Genomic DNA, 26037 nt, shown 5'->3' with positions numbered 1-26037 from the left:
GAGCGAGGGATCAAAGAAAACGGGTTTCTTCCAACACGTCGGGCAAATCGTTTTCATACAGGATCACATCCTCGGGCCGCATATCTTGTGCAAAAAGCGCCTTGGCCTGATTGAACGATGCGACTGGATGCACAGCCATCTGACCGGCATCCAATGCCCCCGTGAAGCTTTCGATCCGCGCTGGGTTTACCGCATAAACCACATCGACAAGCCCGTTGCAGTGCTCCCCCAAACGGGTGTGGACGGCGTCATGCTCCGGCCCCAACTCGGCGATGCCGGGGGTGACCAAAATCGCGCGCCCCCCGCGTTCGCGTGCCAGGTCGTGCATCACAGAAACGGCGGCCTTAAAGCCGTTCTCGTTGGCGTTATAGGCGTCATCCAGAACCAGCGCCTGACCGGGGCTTTCGACCCTTTGCAAGCGGTGCTTGATCTGCGCCACGGTGGCGGTGAAATGCGGCAGGTCCGCCACCACCTTCGGGTCGACGATCAGAACCATCACAACCGCAAGGGCCGAGTTCAGCACGTTGTGATCCCCAAGCAGCGGCAGAGTATAGGTTATGTCGGGGATCGCATCCCCGGCCAGCGAAATGGTCCAAACCCCACCTTTTCCAGCCTCGGCCGTCACAATCACATCAGCGTCTTTGAACCCGACCGAGATCACCTGATCAGGGGTCGCGGCCTTCAGTTTCTGGAACGGCGCATAGCGCAGAACATCGGCGTTGATGACAGAGGTTCCGCCGCGTTTGGTGACCTCTTCGACAAGCTCGGACTTGGCAACGGCGATGGCCTCGACGCTGCCGAAGCGTTCGGTATGCGCATCGCCCACTGCGGTAACGATCCCGATAGAGGGCTGGGCAAAATCACACAGCCGTTTGATCGAGCCGATGCCATAAGCGCCCATCTCGGCAATGAAATACTTATGTCCCCATTGCAGACGCTGGCGGATGTGCCGGGTCAGGCCCAGCACCGTGTTGATCGACCCTTTCGAATAAAACACCGGGCCCGACGCCTCCAACAATTCTGCCAGAATGTGCTTTACCGTGGTTTTGCCGAAAGAGCCCGTGATGCCAATCGTCATCGGCTCCATCCGCGCAAGTTTTTCGCGCGCTTGGGTGACGTACCCGTCATTGATGCGGGTCTGGAACGGGGTCAGGATGCGATTGGCCAGAATCTGGGTTAGTGGCACGATCTGCACCGCGATCACCGCAAGCCACAGCCAGCACACCGACAGAACGAAGGGCACCACCAAAAGAGCCGCGGCAAGCGCGCGAATACGGCGTACCCGTTCCGTCAAAACCAAGGGTTTCTTGTACTTGTAGCGGCTTTCGTCCCAACCGATATAGCCCAGCGCGGCGGCGACAATCAGAAAGCCCAGGGTGGGCGCAAGACCCAGCAGCATGGCGATAATGCCCGCCACGATCACGACAGAGGCGCGCACATCAAACAGCCGCACTTCGCGCAGCGCTGTCAGGTAGCGCACACCGTTATATTCCTCTTGCTGGAAATATGTCAGCAGCGTGTGCATGCGATGTTTCAGGAAATAGGCAAACGCGGCGGCGAACAGGGCTTTGGCCAGAAAAATCATGCGTGACCTCCGACTAGCTGTTCTTTCAGCACCATCGCGATTTGATGCCTTCCGCGCGTCAGGATCGACAGGTGATCAAACTCGGGGCATTCGATATAGGCCGAATTCGAGATCAGCCGGTGCAAGATTTTTCCGACCTCGGGCGGGGTTTCGGTATCTTTACCGCCATAGATCAGGGTGGTGGGGCACGTAATGGCGCCGACCGCATCGGATTGATCCTCTTGCACCGTTTTCACGAAAATATCGCGCAGCCCCAAGTCGCGGCTTTGCACGTAATCGGGGCTGCCGTATTCGCGTTCCAGAGCAATCAACGCGGCCTCATCCACGGCTTGCGCCTTCTTGCGCTTGAATTCGCGGCTGCGCCAGCTGCCTTTGATCTGTTTCCACTTGGGCACGGGGCGCTTGACGCCAGCCGCACCCGCCAGAACCAAGGCCTTTATCGGGCTGTCCGGCATCGCCGCCAACCGCAGCCCAACCCGTGCGCCAAAGCTGTGACCGACCCAGATGTAATCGCTGACCCTCATGCCGTTCAGATGCGCGCGCAGGCAATCGGCGTATTCCTGCGTTCCCCAGGTGCCATCAGGGCGCGGGCTGTCCCCGAACCCCGGCAGATCCAGCAAGACGCACCGCGCATGCGGCGCGATCAGTTCCGCGATGGCAATGAAATCAGCGTGGCTGCGCGCCCAACCGTGGGCGAATACCACGCAAGGCGCATCCTTGCGGCCCAATTCGGTGCTTGCGATTTCGACCATTCCCTCGAACCTTGCCCTGTCGCCAGCTTGATGTGGCGTTCTGTTGTCTGTCGCAGTAGAACTACCACCACATGTTGCAACATTCTAGGACGCAGCCCCCGTGAAGAAGCTAAATGTCGCCGTGATCTTTGGTGGCCCCTCGCAAGAGCATGACGTCAGCGTCGTCAGCGCCCAGCAGTTGATGGATGCGGCCGATGTGCGGCGCATCAACGTGGTGCCGGTTTACATGGATTTCGAGGCACGGTTCATGCACGGTGCGAAACTGCGCGATGTGGCGGCGTTCCGGCCCCGTCCGGGGGGCTTGCGCGAGGTCACCTTTGGCTGGGATGATATGGGGCCTTGCCTGAAATCCACCGATGGCAAGTGGCGCCAAGGGATCGACTGCGCCCTGCCGGTGTTCCACGGACCAACCGGCGAGGACGGCCGCATTCAAGGGATGCTGGAAATAATCGGCATCCCCTGCACCGGGTTTTCGGCGACCAACTCGGCCCTTGCGATGCGTAAAGACGCCACCAAGGCCATCGTTGCCACTGCTGGTGTGAACGTGCTGAACCACGTGATTGCCAACAAGGCCACCTTGCGCGATGCCGAAGCCCTGCGCGCGCGGGTCGATGCCGAGGTCGGCTATCCCGCGATCGTGAAACCCGCCAATCTGGGATCAAGCATCGGGGTGGGCATCGCCAAAGACGCCGAGACCCTGATCGCATTGGTGCAGGCGGTGCTGCGCCAAGATAGTTACGCGCTGATCGAGCCCAAGGTTGACCCGCTGGTCGAATATAACATCGCCATGATCAATGAAGGCGGTGAAACCCGTCTTTCCGCCATTGAACGCCCCAAAACTGATGCCGATCTGCTGGATTTCAAAGAGAAATACATGGCTTCGTCCGATGGAGGCCCGCCCGCCAAAGGCTCGGGCGGCAAACTGGGCGATGCACCCGCGCTGTCACAAGGGATGCTGTCGCTGACCCGCGACATCAACCCCGACATCCCGGACGCGTTAAAAGCACGCATTCACGATTTCGCCCGTAAGGCGTTTTCCGTATTGGGCATGCGGGGCGCCGCGCGGATTGACTTCATGCACAACCCGGATACGGATGCGCTTTATTTCAACGAAATCAACCCGATACCCGGATCCTATGGGTTTTTCCTGTGGGAGGCCGCCCATCCACCGCTGTTGTTCAGCGAGTTGATCAATCATCTGGTCGCTGAGGCCATCGGCGACACGCTAAAATCGTTCGAAGACCCGGTGCCCGAAGGGGCACATCTGCTACCGCGATAGATCCAACAGGTGAAAGCCATCATGGTAGATTTCGCCATCAAACGTGGAAACCTTACCGCGCGCACCCTCGGCCACGTATGACACATGCACCCAGCCGTATTCGCCGCAGCTTGGGTCGAACTTTTCTAAGATCAGCTCATCAAACGGGGTGTTTTCCATGATCCAGCGGGCCAGCTGATCGTTGCGGATGCCGCCCATCATGATGTCTGCCGCCTGCCCTATTTGATGCTGCGACTCTGGAATGCCGCCCACCAGCGCGTTTAGCTCTGGGCAGCGATAACCGCTGGTGATGAACAGCGGCAGATCAAAGTGATCAATCGCCGGGTTCAGCACATTCACGCACAGCCCGCGCAGGTTTTCGATTACCTGCGCATCATGGGGCATGTTGTAAATGCCCTCGGCCTCGGCGGTTTCGCTGTAACACAGTGTGTGCAGATCCAGATGTGTGCTGAGCATCGGATTGTGCGGGTTAGATTTGTATTGGCCTGTCATATTGCGCCCCTGCATGCGTTGACTTTGAACATACCGATCATGCATGACCAATCAAACATGCGGAGTTCCTTTTAATGCCAGCACTGATGCTACAGGGGACCGGCAGTAATGTCGGCAAATCTATGTTGGTGGCCGGCCTGTGCCGGGCAGCCCAGCGGCGCGGTCTGCGTGTTGCTCCGTTTAAGCCGCAAAACATGTCGAATAACGCCGCCGTCACGTCGGATGGGGGCGAGATTGGTCGCGCGCAAGCGTTGCAGGCGCTGGCCTGCGGGTTAGAGCCGCACACCGATATGAACCCCGTGCTGCTGAAGCCTGAGACGGACGTTGGATCGCAGGTCGTGGTGCAGGGCAAACGCCTGACCACCGCAAAAGCCCGCGAATATGCCAAGCTGAAACCGCAACTGATGGATGCGGTTCTAGACAGCTTCAACCGCCTGAAAGCCGCCCATGATCTGGTGATTGTCGAGGGCGCGGGCAGCCCGGCTGAGGTCAACCTGCGCAAAGGCGACATTGCCAATATGGGCTTTGCCCGCGCCGCAGACGTGCCCGTGATTTTGGTGGGCGACATCGACCGGGGCGGGGTAATCGCCCAGATCGTCGGCACGCAGGCGGTGATCGACCCGGCGGATGCGGCGTTGATCCGGGGATTTGCGATCAACAAGTTTCGGGGCGATCCCAGCCTGTTTGACGATGGCTATGCGTTGATCGAACAGTGCACCGGCTGGCGCGGCTTCGGCGTGGCGCCTTGGTTCGCGGATGCGTGGAAGCTGCCTGCCGAGGACGCGCTGGATATTGCCGGGCCAACAGGCACAGATGGTCTGCATATTGTCTGCCTGCGCCTGTCCCGCATCGCCAATTTTGATGATCTTGACCCGCTGGTACAGGAGCCCGGCGTACGGCTGACCATGCTGGCTGCCGGTGAAGCGATCCCCGGCGACACCGATCTGGTGATCATCCCCGGTAGCAAATCCACCCGTGGCGATTTGGCCTTTCTGCGCGCCCAAGGCTGGGACATTGACCTGCAAGCGCATCTGCGGCGTGGCGGTCACGTTCTGGGTATCTGCGGTGGATATCAAATGTTGGGACGGTTGATTTCAGACCCTGATGGCCTCGAAGGCCCGGCAGGTACGGACGAGGGTCTTGGCCTGTTGGACATTGACACCACGATGACAGCAGACAAACGTCTGACCCAAGTCACCGCCACCCATGCCGCCAGCGGTAACCCCTTTAGCGGCTATGAGATTCACATCGGGCGCAGCGATGGCCCGGACCGCGCCCGCCCCTTTGCCCATGTCGATGGCCAACCCGAAGGCGCCATAAGCGCCGATGGCCGGGTGACCGGCAGCTATCTGCATGGGATGTTCAGCGATGACGCGTTTCGCGCGGCGTGGCTTGCGGGGTTCGGGGTGCAAGCCGCGCAGAGCTCGTATGGCGATACGGTTGAATCGACGCTGGATGCGCTGGCGGACCATCTGGAACAGCATCTAGACGTTGACGGCCTGCTGGCCCGGGCGCGATAGAAAGGATCAAGATGTTCGACAACCTGACCCTGACGCCGACAACCGGCGTGATCCTTGTGCTGGTGATGATCTTCGCCGGGCGCGCTTTTCGCGAGAACTGGAAAGCGCAGGGGCCAAACTGGGTACTGAAAGCGTGGCTTTATGGCCTGCCCGCCGCCGCGGCTTTCGCGGCCTTGGCCTTTATCCCGCTGGAAATCGGTTAGTCGCTGAACTGTTTGACCATTTGCTGGGCGCGTTTGCACGCCAGCTTGTCACGCAGCGGGCTGTCGGGATCAATGTCCTTGCTGCACACAACGCATTTGTCCGCCCCAGAGATCGCATTCAACCCGCCGCAGCTGCCTTTGATACGCTTGTTCATGAAAATAACGCCAAGCGACATGCCCAGCACGACAAGCAGCAACAGGAAGAAGGCGAAAACGAAGGTGGCCATGGCGAAATCTTTCGGTATCCAGCTTGGAAGTGACTTAATCGGTTTCCATCAGTTTTTCAAACGCACTGCTGGCCCTGGTCACGAATTCGTTTTCGCTCCCCGCCGGTGCGCGTGAAATAAAGTACACAGCAAGGTTGTTGGCTTGGGCAATGCGCAGACCGTCTTCATCGCCGACAATCATCATTGCCGTGGCCCAAGCGTCGGCTAGCATTCCGCTGTCAGCAATAACGGTAACTGAGGTCGTACGGTGCGTCACCGGATAACCCGTCGTCGGGTCGATCAGATGCGAATAGCGCACACCGTCTTGCTCAAAATAATTGCGGTAGTCACCCGAAGTCGCCATGCCCTTGTCACTGACAGGCAGGATCATTTCAATGGCGCGCGCTTGGGCATCGGGGCGCTCAATGCCAATAAACCAGGGTTTGCCTTGCGGATTCAAACCGGCGGACACCAGATCGCCACCGATCTCAACCAGGTACCGTTCGATCCCCAGCTCGCGCAACACTTCAGCGACCGCATCTGCGCCATAACCCTTGGCAATGCCCGACAGGTTAATCGAGGCTTCAGGCAGGGACTTGGCCAACATCTGGCCCTCCAGCGATAACAGGGTGCCCTGCCCGATCTGGGCTAACGCTGCGTCAATTTGACCTGAATCAGGGATCGGATCGCCCGGTTTTTTGGCACCAAACCCCCACAGATCAATCAGCGGGCCAAGGGTGACATCGAACTTTCCTTCGCTCGCCACATGCACCTGATTCGCGCCTTGCACGACATGGGCAAAAGCCGATGAGATACTGACAGGTGCGATGCTATCAGAAGCGTTGAACAAAGAGACCTCGGAATTCGGGTCCCAGTTCGACATGCTGGCATTGACTGCTTTTAGCTGTGCTTCGACAGCGCCGAGCAGCTGTTCGCCGGTCAATTCGCCGGGCACGTCCACGGCGACGATATTGTAAGTTGTCCCCATGGTCTCACCCGACAGACGCAGGGTCTCGCCCTCATCCTCGGACCAGAAACAAGCGCTTAGGGTGACCAGCGCCATGATCGCCAAAAAATGCCGCATAACGCGCACCTCTGTATGACACGGAATGCCCGCCAGATGTCACTTCGTCGCAAAACTGTCAACCAAACCGCGCGTTGTTAGCGCTGCAGTGCAAAAAGCAGCGAAAATCAGCCGTTATTGCGTTGCTCTTAGTACTTTTTGGCAATAAACGGTGGCCCTAGGCGATGCAGCGCACGCGGGAGACTCCGCGCCCGGCACCGGGCTGGAGGTGGTCAGCTGTAGAGGCCAATGTTTGACAGACCTACAGCAGATATCCAGCGGAGCACATGTCAGAATTCAGACTAAAAAAAGGGCTGGACCTGCCCATCAGCGGTGCGCCCGATCAATCCATCTCCGAGGGCCCCGCGGTAAATTCCGTCGCCGTCGTGGGGGCTGATTACATCGGCCTGAAACCAAAAATGCTTGTCGCCGAGGGCGACAGCGTGAAGCGCGGGACACCGCTCTTCTGCCACAAAGATTCGCCTGACGTTGTCTTCGTCGCGCCCGCCACTGGCCGGGTCCGCGCGATCAACCGCGGCGCACGCCGTGTGTTGCAAAGCGTGGTGATCGACATCGACGATGCCGCCGATCAGGGCGTCGCGTTTGAACCCCTGCCGCAGGATGCAAGTGACCAATTGGTCGCACAAAAGCTTTGTGCCTCAGGACTTTGGACTGCCTTCCGCACGCGCCCCTACTCTAAGGTGCCTGGTGCAGACGAGCGTCCCGCCGCGATTTACGTCACCGCAATGGACAGCGAACCGCTGTCGGCCAATGCCGAGATCATCATCGCCGAACGCGACGAAGATTTCGAGGCCGGGCTTGAAGCGATCACCAAACTGACCGAGGGCACGACCTATGTCTGCCACGAGGTTGGCACGACCGTTCCGGGCGCTTCCGTGCACGGGGTCGAGGTTGCCGCCTTTGCCGGCCCGCACCCCGCAGGCCTGGCTGGCACACACATGCACTTCCTTGAACCGCCTTCGGCCACCAAGACTGTCTGGACGATCTCGTATCAAGACGTGATCGCCATCGGCGCCTTGGCCCGGACCGGTTACCTGAACCCGTCGATCGTGGTTGCCCTGTGCGGCCCGCGCGCTGCGAATCCCCGTTTGATTCGCACCACTATGGGCGCCAGCCTGACCGATCTTCTGGAAGGTGAGACCACCGAGGACGCACAGCCCGTACGTACGATTTCGGGGTCGATCCTGTCGGGACGTCAGGCCGAGGGACCGTTTGGTTATATTGGCCGCTATGCGCGTCAGATCACCCTGATCACCGAGGACAAAGAGCAGATCCCGCTGGGTTGGATCACCCCGATGCCCAGCAAGTTCGCTGTTCAGCCGGTTCTTGGCTCGGCGTTTTCGAAAAAGCTGTTCAACCTGACCTCGAACCTGAACGGCGGCCGCCGCGCAATGGTGCCCACCGGCACGTTTGAGACGCTGATGCCGCAGGATTTCCTGCCAACCCAGCTTCTGCGCGCGTTGATCGTGATGGATACGGACACCGCCCAGGCTTTGGGTGCGCTGGAACTGGACGAGGAAGACCTCGGCCTGTGCGCCTTTGCCTGCCCCGCGAAATATGAATACGGCGAAGCCCTGCGCGACAGCCTGATCAAGATCGAGAAGGAGGGCTAAGCGATGGGATTGCGTAGTTACCTCGACAGTATCGAGCCGAACTTCCACAAGGGCGGCAAATACGAAAAGTATTTCCCCATCTACGAGATGGTGGAATCGCTGATGTTCACCCCCAAGACCGTAACGACGGCTGCGCCGCACGCCCGGTCTTATGTGGATATGAAGCGGATCATGACCTACGTCGTGATCGCGACGATCCCCTGCATCCTGATGGCCATGTATAACACCGGCCTGCAGACCAACGGCGCCATTGCGGCACTGGGGGACAGCGCCGCCACCGGCTGGCGCGTAGGTCTGTTGCAGGCGCTGGGTTTCTCGCTGAACCCGGATAGCCTGATCGCCAACATGGCGCATGGCTTCTTGTACTTCCTGCCGATCTACCTGACGACGCTGATCGTTGGTGGCATCTGGGAAGTGCTGTTCGCCACCGTGCGCGGCCACGAGGTGAACGAGGGCTTCCTTGTGACCTCAATGCTCTATGTGCTGATCATGCCCGCATCGACACCGCTGTGGCAGGTGGCTTTGGGCATCTCGTTCGGTGTTGTCATCGGCAAAGAGGTGTTCGGCGGCACAGGCAAGAACTTCCTGAACCCCGCGCTGACTGGCCGGGCCTTCCTTTACTTCGCCTATCCCGCCAACATGTCGGGCAACACAGTCTGGACGCCGGTGGATGGCTTCTCGGGCGCAACCGCGCTGGGTGTAACCGCTGCTGACGGCGTTCAGGCGCTGGCTTCACAGGGCATCTCCTGGTCGAACGCCTTCTTCGGCTTCATTCAGGGGTCGATGGGCGAAACCTCGACCCTGGCCTGTCTGATCGGTCTGGCCTTCCTGCTGGTGACCAAAATCGCCAACTGGCGCCTGATCGTAGGCTGCATGGGTGGCATGATCGGCTTTTCATTGCTGCTCAACGTGATCGGGTCGGACACCAACCCGATGTTCGCCATGCCGTGGTACTGGCATCTGGTTGTGGGCGGCTATGCTTTTGGTCTGGCCTTCATGGTGACCGAGCCGGTGTCCGCCAGCCACACCAATATGGGCCGGTACTGGTACGGCGCGCTGATTGGTTTCATGGTTGTGATGATCCGTGTGATCAACCCGGCCTTCCCCGAAGGTATGATGCTGGCCATCCTGTTCGCCAATATCTTCGCCCCGCTGATCGACTATTTCGTCGTCCGCGCAAACATCAAACGGAGGGCTAAGCGTGTCTGAGCAAGCGCCCAAGGGTTTCTTTGCCCGTTTCAAAGAACTTCCCGTCGACTCGACGCCCAAAACGATCTTCGTGGCCGTCACCCTGTGTCTGTTCTGTTCGATGATCGTGTCGGTCGCTGCCGTGTCGCTGCGCCCGGTGCAAGAGGCGAACAAAGTCCGCGACAAGCAGGTCAACATCCTGCAGGTCGCTGGCCTTTATGAAGACGGCGTCGACGTGGCCGAGGCTTTCGCAGCCTTTGAACCCCGTGTTCTGGAACTGGCCAGCGGCGACTTCAGCGCCGATTTCGACGCGACCACCTTTGATGATCGCGCCGCTGCCGATGATCCGGAGCTGAGCCGTGAATTGGTTGAAGACCCCGCTTCGATCGGTCGTCAGGCCAACTTTGTCACCGTCTATCTGCTGAATGACGATGCCGGAAATCTGGACAAGGTGATCCTACCGCTGCACGGTTATGGCCTGTGGTCGACCCTGTACGGTTTCATCGCCGTCGAGGAAAACGGCAACGACATCTACGGCCTGCAGTTCTACAGCCATGCCGAGACCCCCGGTCTGGGCGCCGAAGTAGACAACCCGCGCTGGAAATCGCTGTGGAACGGTAAGCGTCTGCATGACGACACCGGCACCCTGGCGATCACCGTCGACAAAACCGCACCTGCGGCAGGCGCCGATTTCCACATCGACGCGCTGGCCGGTGCCACGCTGACCTCGCGCGGGGTCGATAACCTGGTGAAATTCTGGATGGGCGAAGAGGGCTACGCCACCTTCCTGGCCAAACTCAAAGAGGGGGCGGTGTAATGTCTCAGACCAAGAAAGAACTTCTTGTCGACCCACTCGTCGACAACAACCCGATCACGCTGCAGGTTTTGGGTCTTTGCTCGGCCCTTGCGGTGACCTCGTCGCTGAAAGTGGCTTTGGTTATGACCATCGCTGTGACCGTGGTGACGGCTTTCTCGTCGATGTTCATCTCGATCCTACGCAACCAAATCCCCGGCTCGATCCGGATCATCGTGCAGATGGTCATCATCGCGTCGCTGGTGATCCTGGTGGATCAGGTGCTCAAGGCTTACGCCTTTGAGATTTCCAAGACCCTTTCGGTTTTTGTGGGCCTGATCATCACCAACTGTATCGTGATGGGCCGTGCCGAAGCGTTTGCTATGAAGAACCCGCCGATGGCCTCGTTCATTGACGGCATCGGCAACGGTTTGGGCTATGGCCTGATCCTGATGCTGGTGGGCTTCATCCGCGAGCTGTTCGGTTCGGGCTCTCTGTTCGGCATCACCATTCTTGAGACCGTCAACAACGGTGGCTGGTACGTGCCCAACGGCATGCTGCTGCTGCCCCCGTCGGCCTTCTTCGTGATCGGCCTGCTGATCTGGGCTTTCCGCACATGGAAGCCCGAACAGGTCGAAGAGCGTGACTTTAAAATTCAAACGGCGGAGGCACACTGATGGAAGGCCTAATCGCTCTGGCCGTAAAGGCCGTCTTTGTTGAAAACCTGGCGCTGAGCTTCTTTCTGGGGATGTGTACCTTCATCGCCGTGTCGAAGAAAATCTCGACCGCGCTGGGTCTGGGGATCTCGGTCATGGTGGTGCAAACCATCACCGTGCCGGCGAACAACCTGATCCTGACCTACCTGCTGAAACCCGGCGCGCTGGCCTGGGCTGGTTTCCCGGATGTCGACCTGACCTTCCTGGGTCTGATCAGCTACATCGGGGTGATCGCGGCGATGGTTCAGATCCTTGAGATGACGCTCGATAAGTACTTCCCCCCGCTCTACAACGCGCTGGGGATCTTCCTGCCGCTGATCACGGTGAACTGCGCTATTCTGGGTGGCTCGCTGTTCATGGTGGAACGCGACTATAACTTCGCCGAGGCCACTACCTATGGCCTGTCCTCGGGCTTTGGTTGGGCGCTGGCGATCACCGCGATGGCCGGTGTGCGCGAGAAGCTGAAGTACAGCGACATCCCTGACGGCCTGCAAGGCCTTGGCATCACCTTCATCACCGCGGGCCTGATGGCCATGGGCTTCATGTCCTTCAGCGGCGTGAAACTGTAAGGGGGCTCTGACAGATGGACACATTTATCCTAGGCGTTGCCCTTTTTACTCTGATCGTTCTGGCGCTGGTCACCATCATCCTCGCTGCCCGTTCGAAACTGGTGTCGACGGGCGATGTTCAGATCACCATCAACGGCGAGAAAACGGTTTCCGTGCCCGCTGGCGGCAAGCTGCTGCAAACACTGGCCGAACAGAAACTGTTCGTGCCTTCGGCCTGCGGCGGCGGCGGCACCTGTGCCCAGTGTAAGGTCAAGGTGCATTCGGGTGGCGGCTCGATCCTGCCGACCGAAGAAAGCCACATCACCAAACGTGAGGCCGCCTGTGGCGACCGCCTGTCGTGTCAGGTGGCCGTCAAACAGGACATGGAGATCGAGGTTCCCGAGGAAGTCTTCGGCGTTAAGAAATGGGAATGCACCGTACGTTCCAACGAAAACGTCGCAACTTTCATCAAGAATTTGGTTCTGGAACTGCCCGAAGGCGAAGACGTGAACTTCCGCGCCGGTGGCTACATTCAGATCGAGGCCCCGGCCCACGCGCTGAAATACACCGATTTCGACATCGAAGAGGAATACCGCGAGGATTGGGACAAGTTCAATCTGTGGCAGTATGAATCGACCGTATCCGAGCCGATCGAACGTGCCTATTCGATGGCGAACTACCCGGATGAAAAAGGCCTGATCATGCTGAACGTGCGTGTGGCCTCGCCACCTCCGGGCAGTCAGGGCATCCCGCCCGGCCTGATGTCATCCTACATCTTCAACCTGAAGCCGGGTGACAAGGTCACCATCTCGGGTCCATTCGGTGAATTCTTCGCCCGCGACACCAACAAAGAGATGGTCTTTATCGGCGGCGGTGCTGGCATGGCACCGATGCGCAGCCACATCTTCGATCAGCTCAAGCGTCTGGAAAACCGCGACCGCAAAATCACCTTCTGGTATGGCGCGCGTTCGAAACGCGAGATGTTCTTTGTCGAAGATTTCGATGGCTTGGCGAAAGATTTCGACAATTTCACTTGGCATGTCGCCCTGTCGGACGCCCTGCCCGAGGATGATTGGGGTGGCTACACCGGCTTCATTCACAACGTGCTGTTCGAGGAATACCTCAAGAATCACCCGGCACCGGAAGACTGTGAATACTACATGTGTGGCCCGCCCATCATGAACCAATCGGTGATCAACATGCTGCTTGATCTGGGTGTCGACCGCGAAGACATCATGCTGGACGACTTCGGCGGCTAATCCTGCTGCAATTGAACAAAAAAGGCCGGTATCCACTGTGATACCGGCCTTTTTTCATGTGCAAACACGGGCATCATACTCGGCGTCGCAGTTTTTGAAAATATACATGGTCATTGTTGAAATTTTCCGCCTAGACTGAAGGCAGGGAAAGATTCACGCGGTCAACGGCTGGGGAGAGCCAGACCGCATTGAAGGAGGAGAGACCATGGCCCCTACATCCTATCAGGCGCCCCATAAAGGCGACGCAGACCACAACCAGACCTACAGCCAGTCCACCGGAAGCGCGATGTCATCACAACAGTCCACCGTGGGCGACATCCTGTCGGGCAAAGGTCAGGATGTCATCGCGGTCCGCCCCGGTGACAGTATCGCTGATGTAGCGACGTTGCTTTCGGGCAAAAAGATCGGTGCCGTCGTGGTGCGCGATCAGACCGGCGCGATGGTCGGCATTCTGTCAGAACGCGATATCGTGAATCAGCTGGCCAAAACGCCCGGCAGCACGCTGTCGCTTCGGGCGCAGGACCTGATGACCACCGGCATACAAACCTGCGCCCCGTCTGAGATACTGACGGCAATTTTGAAACGCATGACCGAAGGTCGGTTCCGCCATCTGCCTGTCATGGATGACGGCCAGCTGATTGGGTTGGTATCCATCGGTGATGTAGTCAAACACCGCTTAATCGAACTGGAATATGAAGCGCTTAAAATGAAGCAGATGATCGTGGGTTAACCGCCCACACCTGCCCAAAAGAGAACCCGCCGGTTTCCCGGCGGGTTTTTTTTCGTTCTAACGCCCGCTGGCCTTAATCCAGAAACGCTTTTTCCACCACGTATTGGGCGGGTTTTGAGTTGGCGCCTTCGGTCAGTCCGGCGGCCTCGAACAGCTCTTTGAGTTCCAGGTTGAACGCCAGGTTGCCGCAGATCATCGCCCGGTCGGTGTCGGGATTCAGCGGTGGCACGCCAAGGTCTTCGTACAATTCGCCCGAGCGCATCAGGTCGGTGATGCGGCCCATTTTGGGGCTCTCCTCGCGGGTCGTGGTCGGGTAATAGCGGATCTTGTCGGCAAAGCCTTCGCCCATCAGTTCCGCCAGCATTTCATCCTGTTTGATGCTTTCGATCAGCTCGGCGCCATAGGTCAGCTCACCGACCTCGCGGCAGGTGTGGGTGATGATGACCTCGTCGTAATCCTCATAGGTTTGCGGCTCGCGCAGCAGGCTGGCGAAGGGCGCAAAGCCGGTGCCGGTGGCAAAGAACCACAGGCGTTTGCCGGGCAGCAGCGCGTCATGCACCAGCGTGCCGACGGGCTTGGGGCGCAGGATGATCTCATCGCCCACCTTGATGTGCTGCAGCTTGCTGGTCAGCGGGCCGTCGGGCACCTTGATCGAGTAGAACTCCAGCTCTTCGTCCCAGCTGGGCGAGGCAATGGAATAGGCGCGCAGCAACGGCTTTTGCTTGCCGGTTTCGGGGTGCGGATCACCCATCAGCCCGATCATCACGAACTCACCCGACCGAAACCGCAGGCTGGCCGGGCGGGTGCAGCGGAAGCTGAACAAACGGTCGGTGTAATGGGTCACCTCGGTGACGGTCTGCGCGTCGGGGAGGGTAGGCACAGCCTTGGCCGGTGCCGCAACAGGGGTGCTGTCATTCATCGGTAAAATCCTTCTGCGCGTCAGGCCGTGCCGCGCACGCGCGATTGATAGTCATGCGCGCCCCATTCGGCGCGGACTTTCCATTGGTCCCACGGCTGGCGTTCAGCCAGTTCAGGGGAAATCTCGACCTCGTCAAAGCCGGACCGGCGCGCCATGGCGTACTGGTCTGCCAGCACATGGCCACGCGCGCGCAACTTGCCCGTAAAGCCCATCAGGCGCAGACGCCGGGCCAGCGTAAAGCCACGGCCATCGGCAAAGGTCGGGAAATCAACCCTGATGGTCTCCAGACGTTCCAGCACCTCCTGCAACACCATCGGATCGGCATCCGAGGGCAGGTCTACCGCGCGGGCGGCATTGCTGGTTTCCAGTTCTTCAACGGTTACAAAGTCGTCGGCGCCCGTGTCGGGGGCGAAACCGTTATCGGTCACGATTGTATTCATGGGTTTAACCTCCTCCATCGGGGGGTCTTTGGGCAGCGGACCGCGCACGATCTTACCGTTCACAAAATGGATGCCGCATTCTTCTTTGTCCTGATCGCGCCAACGACCCGAACGGGGGTCTTCGCCAGGGGCAACCTTCGAGGTACAGGGCGCACAGCCAATCGACGGATAGCCCTTTGAGATCAGCGGATGCCGCGGCAAGCGGTTGTTGATCATATAGTCTTGCACATCCTGCGGCGTCCAATGCGCCAGCGGATTGACCTTGATGCGCTTGTTGCCTTCGTTTTCAAAAAACTCCAGCGTCGCGCGTGAATTGGACTGGAACCGTTTGCGACCCGTAATCCAGGCATCGAAATTGCCAAGCGCCCGTTCAAGCGGTTCAGTCTTGCGCAGATCGCAGCACGCATCCGTATTGGTCTGGTGCAGCAGACCTTCGGGATCATGCGCGGCCACAGCATCCGGGCGCGCACGGATGGTGCGCACGTCGGTCAGCCCCAGCTGCGACGAAACATCCTGCTGATACTTCACGGTTTCTTCGAAAAGCATCTGCGTGTCGATGAACAGCACAGGGGTGCTGACATCCAGCACCGAGATCATGTGCAGTAGCACCACCGATTCCGCCCCGAAAGACGACACCAGCGCAATGCGCCCCACCTGATCATCTTTGAGCGCACGCCCCAGCACATCCAGCGCGCCATGGTTGGCATAGCGCTGGTTCAGATGTGCGACGCGTGCGTCAATGTTCGTTTCATGCGGCATGTTTTCGCTTTCCCGTGTCATCGGGGTAAAGCGCCGCTTTGAACGGCTCTGCCCCGAGGCGACGATAGGTTTCGAGGAAGGTTTCCTCGGCGTTTTCGCGGACATCCAGATAGGCCAGCATCAGACGCTCAATCGCAGGAACGATTTCGGTGTACGAGAACCCCGGACCGGCGCGTTCGCCAATTGTGGTGGTCTCGGAACCGTCGCCGCCCAGCGTGATCTGATAGTTTTCGACACCGGCGCGGTCGAGTCCCAGAATGCCGATATGACCGACATGGTGGTGCCCGCAGGCGTTGATGCAGCCCGAGATTTTGATCTTCAGATCACCGATTTCATGCTCCAGCTTCAACGCGTCAAAGCGGGTCGAAATTTCCTGCGCGATCGGGATCGAGCGGGCGGTGGCCAGTGCACAGTAATCCATCCCCGGGCATGCGATGATGTCCGAGATCAGGCCGACGTTGGCCGTGGCAAGACCAACCGCGCGCAGGCGCGCGTGGATTTCAGGCAGGTGCCGTTTGTGCACATGCGGTAGAACGATATTCTGTTCGTGGCTCACGCGCAGCTCGTCATGGGCGAACTCTTTGGCCAGATCAGCCATAACGCGCATTTGGTCACTGGTTGCATCACCCGGCGTCTTACCGTGCGGTTTCAACGAAATCGTGACAATCGCATAGCCGGGCTGGCGGTGCTCGGCCAGGTTGGTGTCGGCCCAAGCCCGGAACACCGGATCATCGTTATAGGTGGCGTCAAACAGATCGGTCGGCGCGGCGCTGAATTCAGGCGCAGCAAATTGCGGCGCAATCTGCGCGAACAGTTCACGGTCGGCACCGTTAAACAGCGCCTTGCGGGTTTTGAACTCTTCCTCGACCAGCTTCTGGATGGTTTCCAGGCCGTTTTCATGCACGGTGATCTTGATACGTGCCTTGTATTTATTGTCGCGACGACCCAGCAGGTTGTAGACGCTGACGATGGCCTCAAGGTAGGGCAGGATGTCTTCCTTGGGCACAAAGCCGTTCACAACTTTACCGACCATCGGCGTGCGGCCAAGGCCACCGCCTACGATCACTTCAAAGCCCACCTCGCCCGCATCGTTGCGCACGATCTGCAGGCCGATGTCATGGGCCTTGACCACGGCACGGTCATTCGGGGCGCCGGTGACGGCGATCTTGAACTTACGCGGCAGGAACTGGAATTCCGGGTGATCAGTGGACCACTGGCGGATCAATTCGGCCCAGGGGCGCGGGTCTTCGATCTCGTCGGCGGCGGCACCGGCGAAATGGTCCGAGGTCACGTTGCGGATCGTGTTGCCCGAGGTCTGGATGGCGTGCATTTCGACATCGGCCAGAGCCGACAGCATGTCCGGCACATCCTGCAGCTTGGGCCAGTTGTACTGGATGTTCTGACGGGTGGTGAAGTGGCCATAGCCCCGGTCCCACTTGTCGGCAATAAACGCCAGCTGGTTCATCTGACGGCTGCTGAGCGTGCCATAGGGCACCGCGACCCGCAGCATGTAAGCATGCAGTTGCAGGTACAGACCATTCATCAGGCGCAGGGGGCGGAATTCTTCTTCGGCCAGCGATCCGTCGATGCGGCGTTCTACCTGGCCACGGAACTGGGCCACACGTTCGCGCACAAAGGCTTCGTCAAAGTCGTTATACTTATACATTGCTGGCCTCGGCTTGCTGTGCATTGGCATAGGTCGAAGGGCCGCTGACGCGGAACTCTTCGCGGAAATGGGTCGGCTCGGGGCCGTTGTCGCCCAACTTGGCATCGGCCAGATAGGCGCCCACAATCACGCTCTGCTGGCTTTCGGCCTGCGACAGGCGGGCGTTGGCGGTGTCTTCGTCGTCCAGATACTCGGCCTCGCTGATGTTGCGGGTCCAGCTGTTGTCGGCGGTCTGCCAGACAACATCGCCCAGCAAAAGATCATTCGCGGTCACGACTTTGGGGGTAAAACGGCGCGGCATTAGACCTGCTCCCTCAATTGCGGATTATATTCGATAAATTCGGCGGCGGCGCGGGGCGCAAGGCCCAGCAAGATTACGGCGGGGCCTTCGATGCCCTGCAAAACATCAGGCAAGTCGGCCAGAGTGGCAGAGCGCACGCATGTATCAGACCGCGAGACGTTTTCAACCACACTCACAGGCATCGCAGCATCAGCCCCGTGCATCAGCAAACGCCCCTGCACAAAACGCGCACTGCGCTTGCCCATATAGATTGCAGCGACCTGACCGGCCTGCGCCAAAGCGCGCCAATCATGATCGGCGAATCCCTTTACGTCATGCCCCGTCAGCAGGCGCGCCGAGGCATTTCGCCCGCGTTTGGTGAGCGACTGGCCTATCTGGGCGACAGCAGCAGAGGCAGCCGTGATCCCGGGCACAACCCGCCAGTCGATTCCGGCAGCGGTCAGTGCGTCCAGCTCCTCATCCAGACGACCGAAAATCCCGGGATCCCCGCCCTTCAGGCGCACCACATGGGCGCCAGCGCGCGCGTGTTCGATCATCAGATCGTGGATCTTTTCCTGCGGGGTCGAGGGGCCAAAACCGGTTTTACCAACATTGATGATATGGGCCTCACGCCGGGCCAGCTCCATGATCTGCGGGCTGACCAGACGGTCATGAATCACCACATCGGCTTCGTCCAGCAGACGTCGGGCCTTCATGGTCAGCAGATCAGGATCGCCCGGCCCTGCGCCCACGACGTCAACGCGACCCGCAGCTTCACCTTTGGCAAGGTGATCTTGCAAAAGCGTTTCCAAGGCTGGGGGGACAGCGGTATTTCCGCCCTTTTCCAAAGCTGCCGGACCGGACTGGAAATAGTAGTCAGCCCAGAAATCGCGACGCGCGCGGCCAAAGGGCAGTTTTTCGGCCAGCGGACGGAAGGCTTTGCCAAGACGGGCCAAAACCCCGGTCGATTGCGGAAGCTGCTCTTCCAGCCGCGCCTTGATTGCGCGGGCCAGAACCGGCGCCGCCCCTTCGGTGCCAATCGCCACCGTCACCGGATCACGGTCGACAATCGCAGGGGTGATAAAAGCACTGTCTTCCAGATTATCGACCACATTCACCAGATGACCACCCTCGGTCGCCAGCGCAACAATCTGGGCATCCCTGATCGGGTCTTCATCCGCTGCATAGATCAGTGCAGCGCCGTCCAGATCAAACCGTGTCAACGCGCGACGATACAACGTCAGCCGACTTTCTTGCGCCCATTCCTTAATCTCTGCGGCGGGATCAGCGGCGAACACAACAAGTTTCGCCTCGGTCTTCAGCAACAGACGCAATTTCGCAAGCGCAGCATCACCGCCGCCCGAGACGACGATCTTCCGGTCCTCAACGGCCAGATATATGGGAAAATGTTTCATCCAGTGCGCTCCTAGCTGCACGCTAGATAGACGAATTTCCCACAAAGTGGAGGGTTCAGGGATGACTATAGGAACGAATACAAAAGAAACCGCCCATGGTGGAAAAATTTCTCCCGTCTAGCTCTAAAACCGAAACTTTAGGCCTGCAAGGTCGGATCATGGTTGGGTCTGCAGGTGGCGTGGGCCAAAACAGATTCGCTGTTTGGTTCAAGCGTTTAGGAATTCAACCTTGCCCGCTTCGATCTTCGCGGCCGTCAACTGGCCCGTGGCATAGGCCCCAGTATCAATGGAAATCCGACCATTGCGGATCTGCGGTTCTGGCATGATTGTGTGGCCATGCACGACCCACATGCCGTCCGTCCGGTTTTGGCGCATAAAGTCCGGATGGCCCCATGTCAGCACTTCGTCGGCCTGATTCTCTATTGGCACTGCCGGGTCTGCCCCCGCGTGCACCACAGCAACATTGCCGCTGACCCATTTGCGCGGCAACGAACGCAGCCAGTGTTCCTGCTCAGCGCCCAATTGCTCGCGCAATGCATCCCGGGCATCGATTAATTGCGCCTCTTCCGCGCGCTGATGGACCCCGCGCACCCCAAAACTGGCAAGCGTTTGCAGCCCCCCGTGACGCAGCCAGCGCGCACCGTTCCGCGCCGGATCATCCAGAAAGTTCAGCATCATTTCCTCATGATTTCCCATAAGGAAGGTAAACCCATGCGTGTTTTCTTTGTTTGCGTTGTGAACCCCGTGAAGCAGCGATAGCACCTGCGCGCTTTGCTCGCCTCGGTCCACGTAGTCCCCCACACAGACAACCTGATATTCTGACAAAGCCGCAATCTGCGTGAACAGGCGCTCGGCCAACAGCAGTTGCCCATGGATATCGCCAATCGCAACAAACGCTTTTTCAGGCGCTATCGGCGGCGCACGAAAAGGCGCTGGTTCAGGGGTATTTTTGCGGCCGATCCGCCTTAGAAACTTCATGGGTCTTATTATCCACCGCAACGCAGAAAAATCCAGCACCGACGAGGGCCTGATCTCACGCGCCCTTTCTAAAAAAACCGGAGTTTTCCTACAGGGGAAAAAACCGAAACTTGCAGCCCTCGCTGGTGCAGCATGAAAATTTCGTTAATAAACAGCTTAGTTCACCCCGCCGATTCTGCATCTGCAAAAGCTTTGGCTGACAGATTAGCGCCCAATTTTTAATCTTTTTCGCTGTTTCGCGTTCTGAAACATTAACGTTTCGTGAAATTTTAGGTGCTGAGATTTGGGCCGCTCGGAGTCCACTCGACAAAGCTAAACGCGGCACGTAAGTAGTAGGCAATGTCAGAGCCGATGAGACGCCTTTCGCGTCTTTGAGGAGTGAACTTTGGCAACGTGTTCGTGAACTTGTTTCAGGGCATTCCCCCGGAACTCCTAATTGATAGGTGGGTATCGGTTTGAAAAACGCTGTATTTGATTTTTTTACTAATACGACAGAAATCCATGCGCCTCAGGTCGCCAAGACCAACCTATACACTCGGTTTGGGAAACGTGCCTTTGATCTTGCTTTCGCAATCGCAATTCTTCCTTTGGTTGCACCGCTCGTTCTGATTCTATGGGCTCTGGTACGACTTGATGGCGGCCCCGGTCTTTACTCGCAAAAACGCGTAGGGCTGGATCGCAAACAGTTTGACTGCTGGAAATTGCGCACAATGGTCGTCGACGCCGAAGCGGTGCTCACTGAACTTTGTGAAAAAGACCCGGAAATCGCGCGCGAGTGGCATCAAAACCAGAAGCTCGCAAAAGACCCACGCATCACCAAAGTCGGTCGCTTCCTTCGCGCAACCAGCTTGGACGAGTTGCCTCAAATCCTGAACATCCTGACCGGCGACATGAGCTTTGTCGGCCCCCGCCCCTTTATGTCTCAGCAAATGCAGATGTATGAGGCCGCGGGTGGGCGCAGCTACTTCGACATGCGCCCCGGGATCACCGGCTGCTGGCAGGTTGTCGGACGCGGGAAAACTCAGTTCTCGGATCGCGTACATTTCGACGACATGTACCACAGCAAACTCAGCTTTAAGTATGATCTGACTTTGATCCTTAAAACCGTCGGCGTGGTCGTTAAGGGTACAGGCACCTGAACCCTGCTTCCTGACGTTCTTAAAACTGAACACGACACAACATCCGCCCCTTAAACTTACGCATATTTTTTAGGCGCTGAGATTTGGGGCGGTGATACATTTTTGACATTCTCTCTTTGCTCTCTGGTTATCCCGGATCAATCAGTCGATGATCCCCCTGATGAATACTGCAGCGCCAAAGACGGTTCCGCCCCCTTCCATGATCGTGTTTACCGATCTGGACGGAACCCTGTTAGACCACGATAGCTATAGCCACGCGGCAGCCTTACCCGCACTAAACAAATTGCGCGCGTTGCAGGTTCCTGTGGTTCTGGCGAGTTCGAAAACAGCCGCTGAAATCGCAGTGCTGCGCCACGAACTGGATTTCGACCATGTTCCAGCGATCGTCGAGAACGGCGCAGGGGTTTTGCCCGCTGGGACGGAAGCACCGCAACAAAGCACAGACTATACGAAGTTGCGCACTGCATTGGCGCGCCTCCCGATCGATCTGCGGTCTGGATATCAAGGCTTTGGCGATTGGGGGGACGAGGGCGTGGCACACCACACCGGCTTACCGATGGAGCAGGCCAAGCTTGCAACCCAGCGCCAATTTTCAGAACCGGGGTTATGGACAGGCCCTGAGCACCTGAAACAAGAGTTCCTCGACGCTTTGGCACAATCGGGAATCGCGGCGCGCGAAGGCGGGCGTTTTTTGACACTGTCCTTTGGCGGCACGAAAGCTGCACAGATGGGCGCAATCCTAGCGCAATATGAAACTCCATTTAGTGTCGCCCTTGGCGATGCCCCGAACGACGTTGAAATGCTGGAAACTGCCGATCTGGGTGTGGTGATCGCCAACCCACATCGCGCGCCCCTGCCCCAACTGGCGCAAGAAACCCAAGGTAAGATACTGCGTACCGAACTTGCTGGCCCTTCGGGCTGGAATCAGGCGATGTTAGAGATCATCGCGCAAAGACATCTGGAAGAAAGAATACCCACCAATGGCTGATTTTCATCAAAACGGGAACCTGGCGACGCTGCACAATCTGCGCACCACCACGCCCGAGGCTCTCTCGCGCGAGCTGGAGAGCTTTGCTCAGAACCGCAAGATCAGCCTGATCCTGCCGTCGCTGTTTTCAGAACTCGAAGGCGAAGCATTGCCCAAAATCCTGGACGAGCTGGCGACGGTGCCCTACCTGCACCGGATCGTCATCGGGCTGGACCGTGCTGACGAGGATCAATACCGCCATGCGATGAAGTTCTTCAGCCGCCTGCCGCAAGAGCATGTGGTGATCTGGAATGACAGCCCGCGTATGAAAGCGATCCACCAGCGGCTGGGAGATCAAGGGCTGGACCCGGGCGAACCGGGCAAGGGCCGCAACGTATGGTTCTGCATCGGCTATACACTGGCCTGCAAAGACAGTTCCGTTATCGCGCTGCATGATTGTGACATCATTACCTATAAGGCCGAAATGCTGACCCGGCTGGTGTACCCGCTGGCCAATCCGAACTTTCCCTACCAACTGTCCAAAGGCTTTTATGCCCGCGTTGGCGATGGCAAGCTCAACGGCCGCGTCAGCCGCCTTCTGGTCAGCCCGCTTTTGATTGCGATGCAAAAAGTCATCGGCCCGCGCGATTACCTCGATTTCCTGCGCGCCTTCCGCTATCCGCTGTCGGGCGAGTTTGCCATGCGCGTGGCACCGGTGCCCGATCTGCGTATCCCGTCGGATTGGGGGCTTGAGGTCGGCGTGCTGTCCGAAGCCTGGCGCAACCTGGCGCCCAAGTCTGTCTGCCAGGTCGAGATTTCTGACAATTACGACCACAAGCACCAGCCGGTGTCCGAAGAGGACGCCACCACCGGCCTTTCGCGCATGTCGATCGACATCGCCAAGTCGATCTACCGCAAGCTGGCCGCCGACGGCACGGTGTTTTCCGAGGAAATCTTCCGCTCGCTCAAGGCGACTTACTATCGCTCGGCACTAGATCTGCTGGAATGCTACACCTCGGACGCCCGCATGAACGGGCTGCAGATCGACCGCCACAAAGAAGAGAAAATGATCGAGCTGTTCGCACAGAACTTGACCAAGGCCGGCCAGATCTTCCTCGACAATCCGGCCGAGCAACCCTTCATCCCGACATGGAGCCGTGTCCACGCCGCCGACCCCGCGCTAATGACCGACATGCTGCGCGCGGTGGCGGATGATTATGATGAGTATGGGTGAGAGCTAAGGTTGGCAACGATCTAGGTAGAGTTGCCGTTTAATTGCTGTGCGAAAGTGAGGGTGTTTACTTCCATCTCGGCATTCTCACAGAGGAGGAGCGATGACAATAGATTCAGACCTATTTGTTTGGGCAGTCAAGAGCCTCAACGGTGAGATAACACGAGAGATGAGATTGGTTGCGCTTCGCGCAGTTGGTCGAAAGTACACGTTTCGATATTACCTAGACCGTGAACCTACTGATTTTGTTAGGGAACAGGCCGAAATCGTTGCGGTCAACTTTGATGCAGGCCTTCTTAATATCGAAGAGCTGAACATAGAGTTTGTGAAAACCTCCGAGCCTTTAGGAAAACTTGACAATCTAGACGCGGCGCTTTTTCGAAGATGGGAGAACGACAAGGGTGGCGTAATCCCTAATCCCTGACATCTAAACCTGACCGCTTTGACCTCAAAGCTGCCAACCCATCAAACCCGGTTCGTAATCCACCGGCACTGATACGGCGCCAGTTCGATGTCTTCGCCGCCGTGGGCGATTTCCTCGCCGGTCAGCAGGTCGATCCAAGTCTCGCCACTGATCAGGTTGATCGACAAAGGCGAAACAGACAGCGTATCTTTTGACACGTTATGCAGCGCAAAGACCGATTGATCGCGCTCCAGGCTTTGGCGCCAGATGCCAAAGATACGTTCATCCAGATGCAGCGTGAACTGCGTGGCGTTCGGGTGGAAGGCGGGTTGTTGGCAGCGGATGTCGATGCGTTCTTTCAACCCGTTCAGCACCCGCGCGTGAACAGTGTTCAAATCATCCAATTTTTCACGCAATTGCGTGTAATCCCACCGGTGTCGGTTGATCGCGCGGTTGACGCCGGTCTTTTCAACGCCTTCCTGATCGTTCGGCGTGGCCAGCAGCGAATGGATGTAGAACGCAGGGATACCCTCCAGCGCCATGGCGATGGTCTGGCTGCACAAGAAGCGGTCCACCTGCCACTCGTCCTCCCCCTCAAACGTGCCTTTGAGCGCGTCGAAATAGGTGATGTTCAGCTCATAGGGGGCCTCGCCGCCATCCGGCAGCGCCCGCATTGATACGCGCCCGCCGAAGTCTCGGACGGCTTGGATGATCTGTTGGCGCTCTTCTTCGGGCAGAATGCCCTCGGACGGGCGCATACCGATCCCGTCATGCGACGCGGTGAAATTCAGATATGCACAACCCAGCTGCGCCGGCGGCATGGAAACCTGCCACGCTTTCAAATGCTTCGCCGTCCCGCTAAGCAACGCATGCAGCAGCAAAGGCGGCAGGGTGAAGTTATAGATCGCATGGGCTTCGTTGCGGTTGCCGAAATAGGATAGGTTTTCGACATTGGGCACATTGGTTTCGGTCAGCAAAACCAAAGGTTCGATCGCGAAGTCGCACAAGGTGCGCATCAGTTGCACGATGGCATGAGTCTGCGGCAGGTGAATACAGCTGGTGCCGATTTCCTTCCAGATGAAGGCGACAGCGTCCAGACGGATGATCTGAACCCCATTGTCGATATGCAGCCGCATGATCCGCAGGAATTCCAGCAGAACCTCGGGGTTGCGGAAATCTACATCGACCTGATCGTGGCTGAAGGTACACCAGACATGCTTGTCGCCATTCGCCGTTGCTACCTCGCGCAACAGCGGATTGGTGCGCGGACGAACGACCTTGCTCAGGTCATCCTCGGGCAAGGCTTCAAAGAAGAATTTGTCAAAGGGTTCGTGGCCCTGACGATATTCATTGAACCACGTGCCCTGACTGGAAACATGGTTCAGCACCAGATCAGACATCAACTTGAAATCATCCGAAATCCGCCGGATGTCGGCCCAATCTCCCAGATGCCGGTTCACCGCGCGGTAGTCCGTCACCGCGAAACCATCATCCGAAGTGAAAGGGAAGAACGGCAGGATGTGAACCGAGCCAATTGAACCCTTCAAATAACGGTTCAAAAAGTCATGCAACAAATCCAGCGGCTTATGCTGACCGTCAACGAAACTGTTGCCATAGGTGATGACCATCGCATCAGACGAGGACCAGAGCTTGTTGCCCGGCGCGCGCGCGCGTTTACGGCGCGGCGTCTCATCGGGCCAAAAGGCTTCGATCACTTTTGAGGCCATAATGTTGGGTTCAACATCGGGATAAATCCGGCCGATCAAGTCGGCCACCCGAACGGAGAGGGTCGGCGGTGTGCTGGTCATAGGCTCTGGCTTCGAGATCTTTCGATCAGATAGGACTGTTTCAGGTGCGAAGACAAGTGATTAA

General features: G+C 58.2%; 27 protein-coding genes and 1 pseudogene. 15 read left to right on the top strand and 13 right to left on the bottom strand.

The genetic code is table 11. From position 1 onward, the window contains the following. Window positions 1–10 precede the first annotated feature (10 nt). Together ATO10_RS04590 and ATO10_RS04585 are read right to left on the bottom strand one after the other, a co-directional pair. Window positions 11–1585: a Mur ligase family protein gene (locus ATO10_RS04590; protein WP_051597950.1), complete on the bottom strand. Its 1575-nt coding sequence runs from the start codon at window positions 1583–1585 to the stop codon at window positions 11–13. Continuing rightward, on the bottom strand, window positions 1582–2337 hold the full coding sequence (locus ATO10_RS04585; RefSeq protein WP_051597949.1) for an alpha/beta fold hydrolase: 756 nt from the start codon (window positions 2335–2337) through the stop codon (window positions 1582–1584). Before ATO10_RS04585 ends, ATO10_RS04590 begins: the two co-directional genes overlap by 4 nt. 100 nt (window positions 2338–2437) lie before the next feature. On the opposite strand from ATO10_RS04585, the gene ATO10_RS04580 reads away from it, so the two are divergent. Further along, a complete protein-coding gene (locus tag ATO10_RS04580) occupies window positions 2438–3616 on the top strand; it encodes an ATP-binding protein (RefSeq protein ID WP_035248702.1) in 1179 nt (392 codons plus the stop codon). Here the strand turns inward: ATO10_RS04580 and ATO10_RS04575 are convergent. Further along, window positions 3605–4108: a D-Ala-D-Ala carboxypeptidase family metallohydrolase gene (locus ATO10_RS04575; protein WP_162174079.1), complete on the bottom strand. Its 504-nt coding sequence runs from the start codon at window positions 4106–4108 to the stop codon at window positions 3605–3607. The genes ATO10_RS04580 and ATO10_RS04575 overlap by 12 nt on opposite strands. 74 nt (window positions 4109–4182) lie before the next feature. Between ATO10_RS04575 and ATO10_RS04570 the strand changes: the two genes are divergently transcribed. Together ATO10_RS04570 and ATO10_RS04565 are read left to right on the top strand one after the other, a co-directional pair. Further along, window positions 4183–5628, top strand: coding sequence for a cobyric acid synthase (locus ATO10_RS04570; RefSeq protein ID WP_035248700.1), 1446 nt, complete (start codon window positions 4183–4185; stop codon window positions 5626–5628). 11 nt (window positions 5629–5639) lie between these two features. Continuing rightward, window positions 5640–5831, top strand: a complete 192-nt coding sequence (locus ATO10_RS04565) for a hypothetical protein (RefSeq protein ID WP_035248697.1) — start codon at window positions 5640–5642, stop codon at window positions 5829–5831. On the opposite strand, the gene nqrM is transcribed toward ATO10_RS04565, so the two are convergent. Both nqrM and ATO10_RS04555 read right to left on the bottom strand, forming a co-directional pair. After that, on the bottom strand, window positions 5828–6058 hold the full coding sequence (gene nqrM / locus ATO10_RS04560) for a (Na+)-NQR maturation NqrM (RefSeq protein ID WP_035248695.1): 231 nt from the start codon (window positions 6056–6058) through the stop codon (window positions 5828–5830). The two genes, ATO10_RS04565 and nqrM, sit on opposite strands and share 4 nt — an antisense overlap. A 34-nt stretch (window positions 6059–6092) precedes the next feature. Continuing rightward, window positions 6093–7121 (bottom strand): FAD:protein FMN transferase, encoded by a 1029-nt coding sequence (locus ATO10_RS04555; protein WP_035248693.1) that lies wholly within the window; start codon window positions 7119–7121, stop codon window positions 6093–6095. A 266-nt stretch (window positions 7122–7387) separates the two neighbouring features. On the opposite strand from ATO10_RS04555, the gene ATO10_RS04550 reads away from it, so the two are divergent. The 7 genes from ATO10_RS04550 to ATO10_RS04520 all read left to right on the top strand — a co-directional run bounded on the left by ATO10_RS04550 (window position 7388) and on the right by ATO10_RS04520 (window position 13968). Continuing rightward, entirely contained in the window at window positions 7388–8734 is a 1347-nt protein-coding gene (locus ATO10_RS04550; RefSeq protein WP_035248691.1) for a Na(+)-translocating NADH-quinone reductase subunit A, read from the top strand. Window positions 8735–8737: 3 nt separating this feature from the next. After that, window positions 8738–9943, top strand: a complete 1206-nt coding sequence (locus tag ATO10_RS04545) for an NADH:ubiquinone reductase (Na(+)-transporting) subunit B (RefSeq protein ID WP_035248688.1) — start codon at window positions 8738–8740, stop codon at window positions 9941–9943. Beyond that, window positions 9936–10739 carry a Na(+)-translocating NADH-quinone reductase subunit C gene (locus ATO10_RS04540; protein ID WP_035248686.1) on the top strand — a complete coding sequence of 268 codons (804 nt, stop codon included), beginning with the start codon at window positions 9936–9938 and terminating at the stop codon, window positions 10737–10739. The genes ATO10_RS04545 and ATO10_RS04540 overlap by 8 nt, the downstream gene beginning before the upstream one ends. Further along, window positions 10739–11392 (top strand): NADH:ubiquinone reductase (Na(+)-transporting) subunit D, encoded by a 654-nt coding sequence (locus tag ATO10_RS04535; RefSeq protein WP_035248684.1) that lies wholly within the window; start codon window positions 10739–10741, stop codon window positions 11390–11392. Before ATO10_RS04540 ends, ATO10_RS04535 begins: the two co-directional genes overlap by 1 nt. Further along, window positions 11392–12000 carry an NADH:ubiquinone reductase (Na(+)-transporting) subunit E gene (gene nqrE / locus ATO10_RS04530; protein WP_035248682.1) on the top strand — a complete coding sequence of 203 codons (609 nt, stop codon included), beginning with the start codon at window positions 11392–11394 and terminating at the stop codon, window positions 11998–12000. Before ATO10_RS04535 ends, nqrE begins: the two co-directional genes overlap by 1 nt. Before the next feature lie 14 nt (window positions 12001–12014). Continuing rightward, entirely contained in the window at window positions 12015–13238 is a 1224-nt protein-coding gene (nqrF, locus tag ATO10_RS04525) for an NADH:ubiquinone reductase (Na(+)-transporting) subunit F (RefSeq protein ID WP_035248680.1), read from the top strand. Between the two features lie 205 nt (window positions 13239–13443). Beyond that, entirely contained in the window at window positions 13444–13968 is a 525-nt protein-coding gene (locus ATO10_RS04520) for a CBS domain-containing protein (protein WP_035248679.1), read from the top strand. Window positions 13969–14041: 73 nt separating this feature from the next. On the opposite strand, the gene ATO10_RS04515 is transcribed toward ATO10_RS04520, so the two are convergent. The 7 genes and pseudogenes from ATO10_RS04515 to ATO10_RS04490 all read right to left on the bottom strand — a co-directional run bounded on the left by ATO10_RS04515 (window position 14042) and on the right by ATO10_RS04490 (window position 20425). Beyond that, complete coding sequence (locus tag ATO10_RS04515) at window positions 14042–14887, bottom strand: ferredoxin--NADP reductase (protein ID WP_035248677.1); 846 nt, start codon at window positions 14885–14887, stop codon at window positions 14042–14044. A 20-nt stretch (window positions 14888–14907) separates the two neighbouring features. Further along, the gene (locus ATO10_RS16600; RefSeq protein WP_272945282.1) at window positions 14908–15327 is read right to left on the bottom strand and encodes a DUF934 domain-containing protein; all 420 of its coding nucleotides are present in this window, start codon (window positions 15325–15327) and stop codon (window positions 14908–14910) included. Window positions 15328–15357: 30 nt separating this feature from the next. Further along, a pseudogene (locus ATO10_RS16595) lies at window positions 15358–16086 on the bottom strand (phosphoadenylyl-sulfate reductase); the annotation flags it as partial. Next, window positions 16076–17752: a nitrite/sulfite reductase gene (locus ATO10_RS04505; RefSeq protein WP_035248675.1), complete on the bottom strand. Its 1677-nt coding sequence runs from the start codon at window positions 17750–17752 to the stop codon at window positions 16076–16078. The pseudogene ATO10_RS16595 and the gene ATO10_RS04505, both read right to left, overlap by 11 nt. Continuing rightward, window positions 17745–18053, bottom strand: coding sequence for a DUF2849 domain-containing protein (locus tag ATO10_RS04500; RefSeq protein ID WP_035248673.1), 309 nt, complete (start codon window positions 18051–18053; stop codon window positions 17745–17747). Before ATO10_RS04500 ends, ATO10_RS04505 begins: the two co-directional genes overlap by 8 nt. Then, the gene (gene cysG / locus ATO10_RS04495) at window positions 18053–19447 is read right to left on the bottom strand and encodes a siroheme synthase CysG (RefSeq protein WP_035248671.1); all 1395 of its coding nucleotides are present in this window, start codon (window positions 19445–19447) and stop codon (window positions 18053–18055) included. Before cysG ends, ATO10_RS04500 begins: the two co-directional genes overlap by 1 nt. Window positions 19448–19654: 207 nt before the next feature. Continuing rightward, on the bottom strand, window positions 19655–20425 hold the full coding sequence (locus ATO10_RS04490) for a metallophosphoesterase family protein (protein ID WP_035248670.1): 771 nt from the start codon (window positions 20423–20425) through the stop codon (window positions 19655–19657). Here ATO10_RS04490 and ATO10_RS16465 point away from each other — a divergent pair. From ATO10_RS16465 to ATO10_RS04470, 5 genes are all read left to right on the top strand, one after another. Then, complete coding sequence (locus ATO10_RS16465; protein ID WP_162174078.1) at window positions 20424–20561, top strand: hypothetical protein; 138 nt, start codon at window positions 20424–20426, stop codon at window positions 20559–20561. The genes ATO10_RS04490 and ATO10_RS16465 overlap by 2 nt on opposite strands. 319 nt (window positions 20562–20880) lie before the next feature. Then, the gene (locus tag ATO10_RS04485; RefSeq protein ID WP_238323390.1) at window positions 20881–21564 is read left to right on the top strand and encodes a sugar transferase; all 684 of its coding nucleotides are present in this window, start codon (window positions 20881–20883) and stop codon (window positions 21562–21564) included. Between the two features lie 160 nt (window positions 21565–21724). Continuing rightward, window positions 21725–22552, top strand: coding sequence for an HAD-IIB family hydrolase (locus ATO10_RS04480; protein ID WP_051597970.1), 828 nt, complete (start codon window positions 21725–21727; stop codon window positions 22550–22552). After that, window positions 22545–23765: a glycosyltransferase family protein gene (locus ATO10_RS04475; RefSeq protein ID WP_035248665.1), complete on the top strand. Its 1221-nt coding sequence runs from the start codon at window positions 22545–22547 to the stop codon at window positions 23763–23765. Before ATO10_RS04480 ends, ATO10_RS04475 begins: the two co-directional genes overlap by 8 nt. Window positions 23766–23865: 100 nt before the next feature. Then, window positions 23866–24186: a MafI2 family immunity protein gene (locus ATO10_RS04470; RefSeq protein WP_051597947.1), complete on the top strand. Its 321-nt coding sequence runs from the start codon at window positions 23866–23868 to the stop codon at window positions 24184–24186. Between the two features lie 41 nt (window positions 24187–24227). Here ATO10_RS04470 and ATO10_RS04465 read toward each other — a convergent pair whose 3' ends face one another. Next, window positions 24228–25973, bottom strand: a complete 1746-nt coding sequence (locus ATO10_RS04465; RefSeq protein ID WP_035248662.1) for a sugar phosphorylase — start codon at window positions 25971–25973, stop codon at window positions 24228–24230. Window positions 25974–26037 lie beyond the last annotated feature (64 nt).

It is taken from the genome of Actibacterium atlanticum (genome assembly GCF_000671395.1).
GTDB lineage: Bacteria > Pseudomonadota > Alphaproteobacteria > Rhodobacterales > Rhodobacteraceae > Actibacterium_D > Actibacterium_D atlanticum.
Note: the sequence above shows the minus strand (reverse complement) of the source record. Positions and strands in the feature narration are given on the sequence as shown.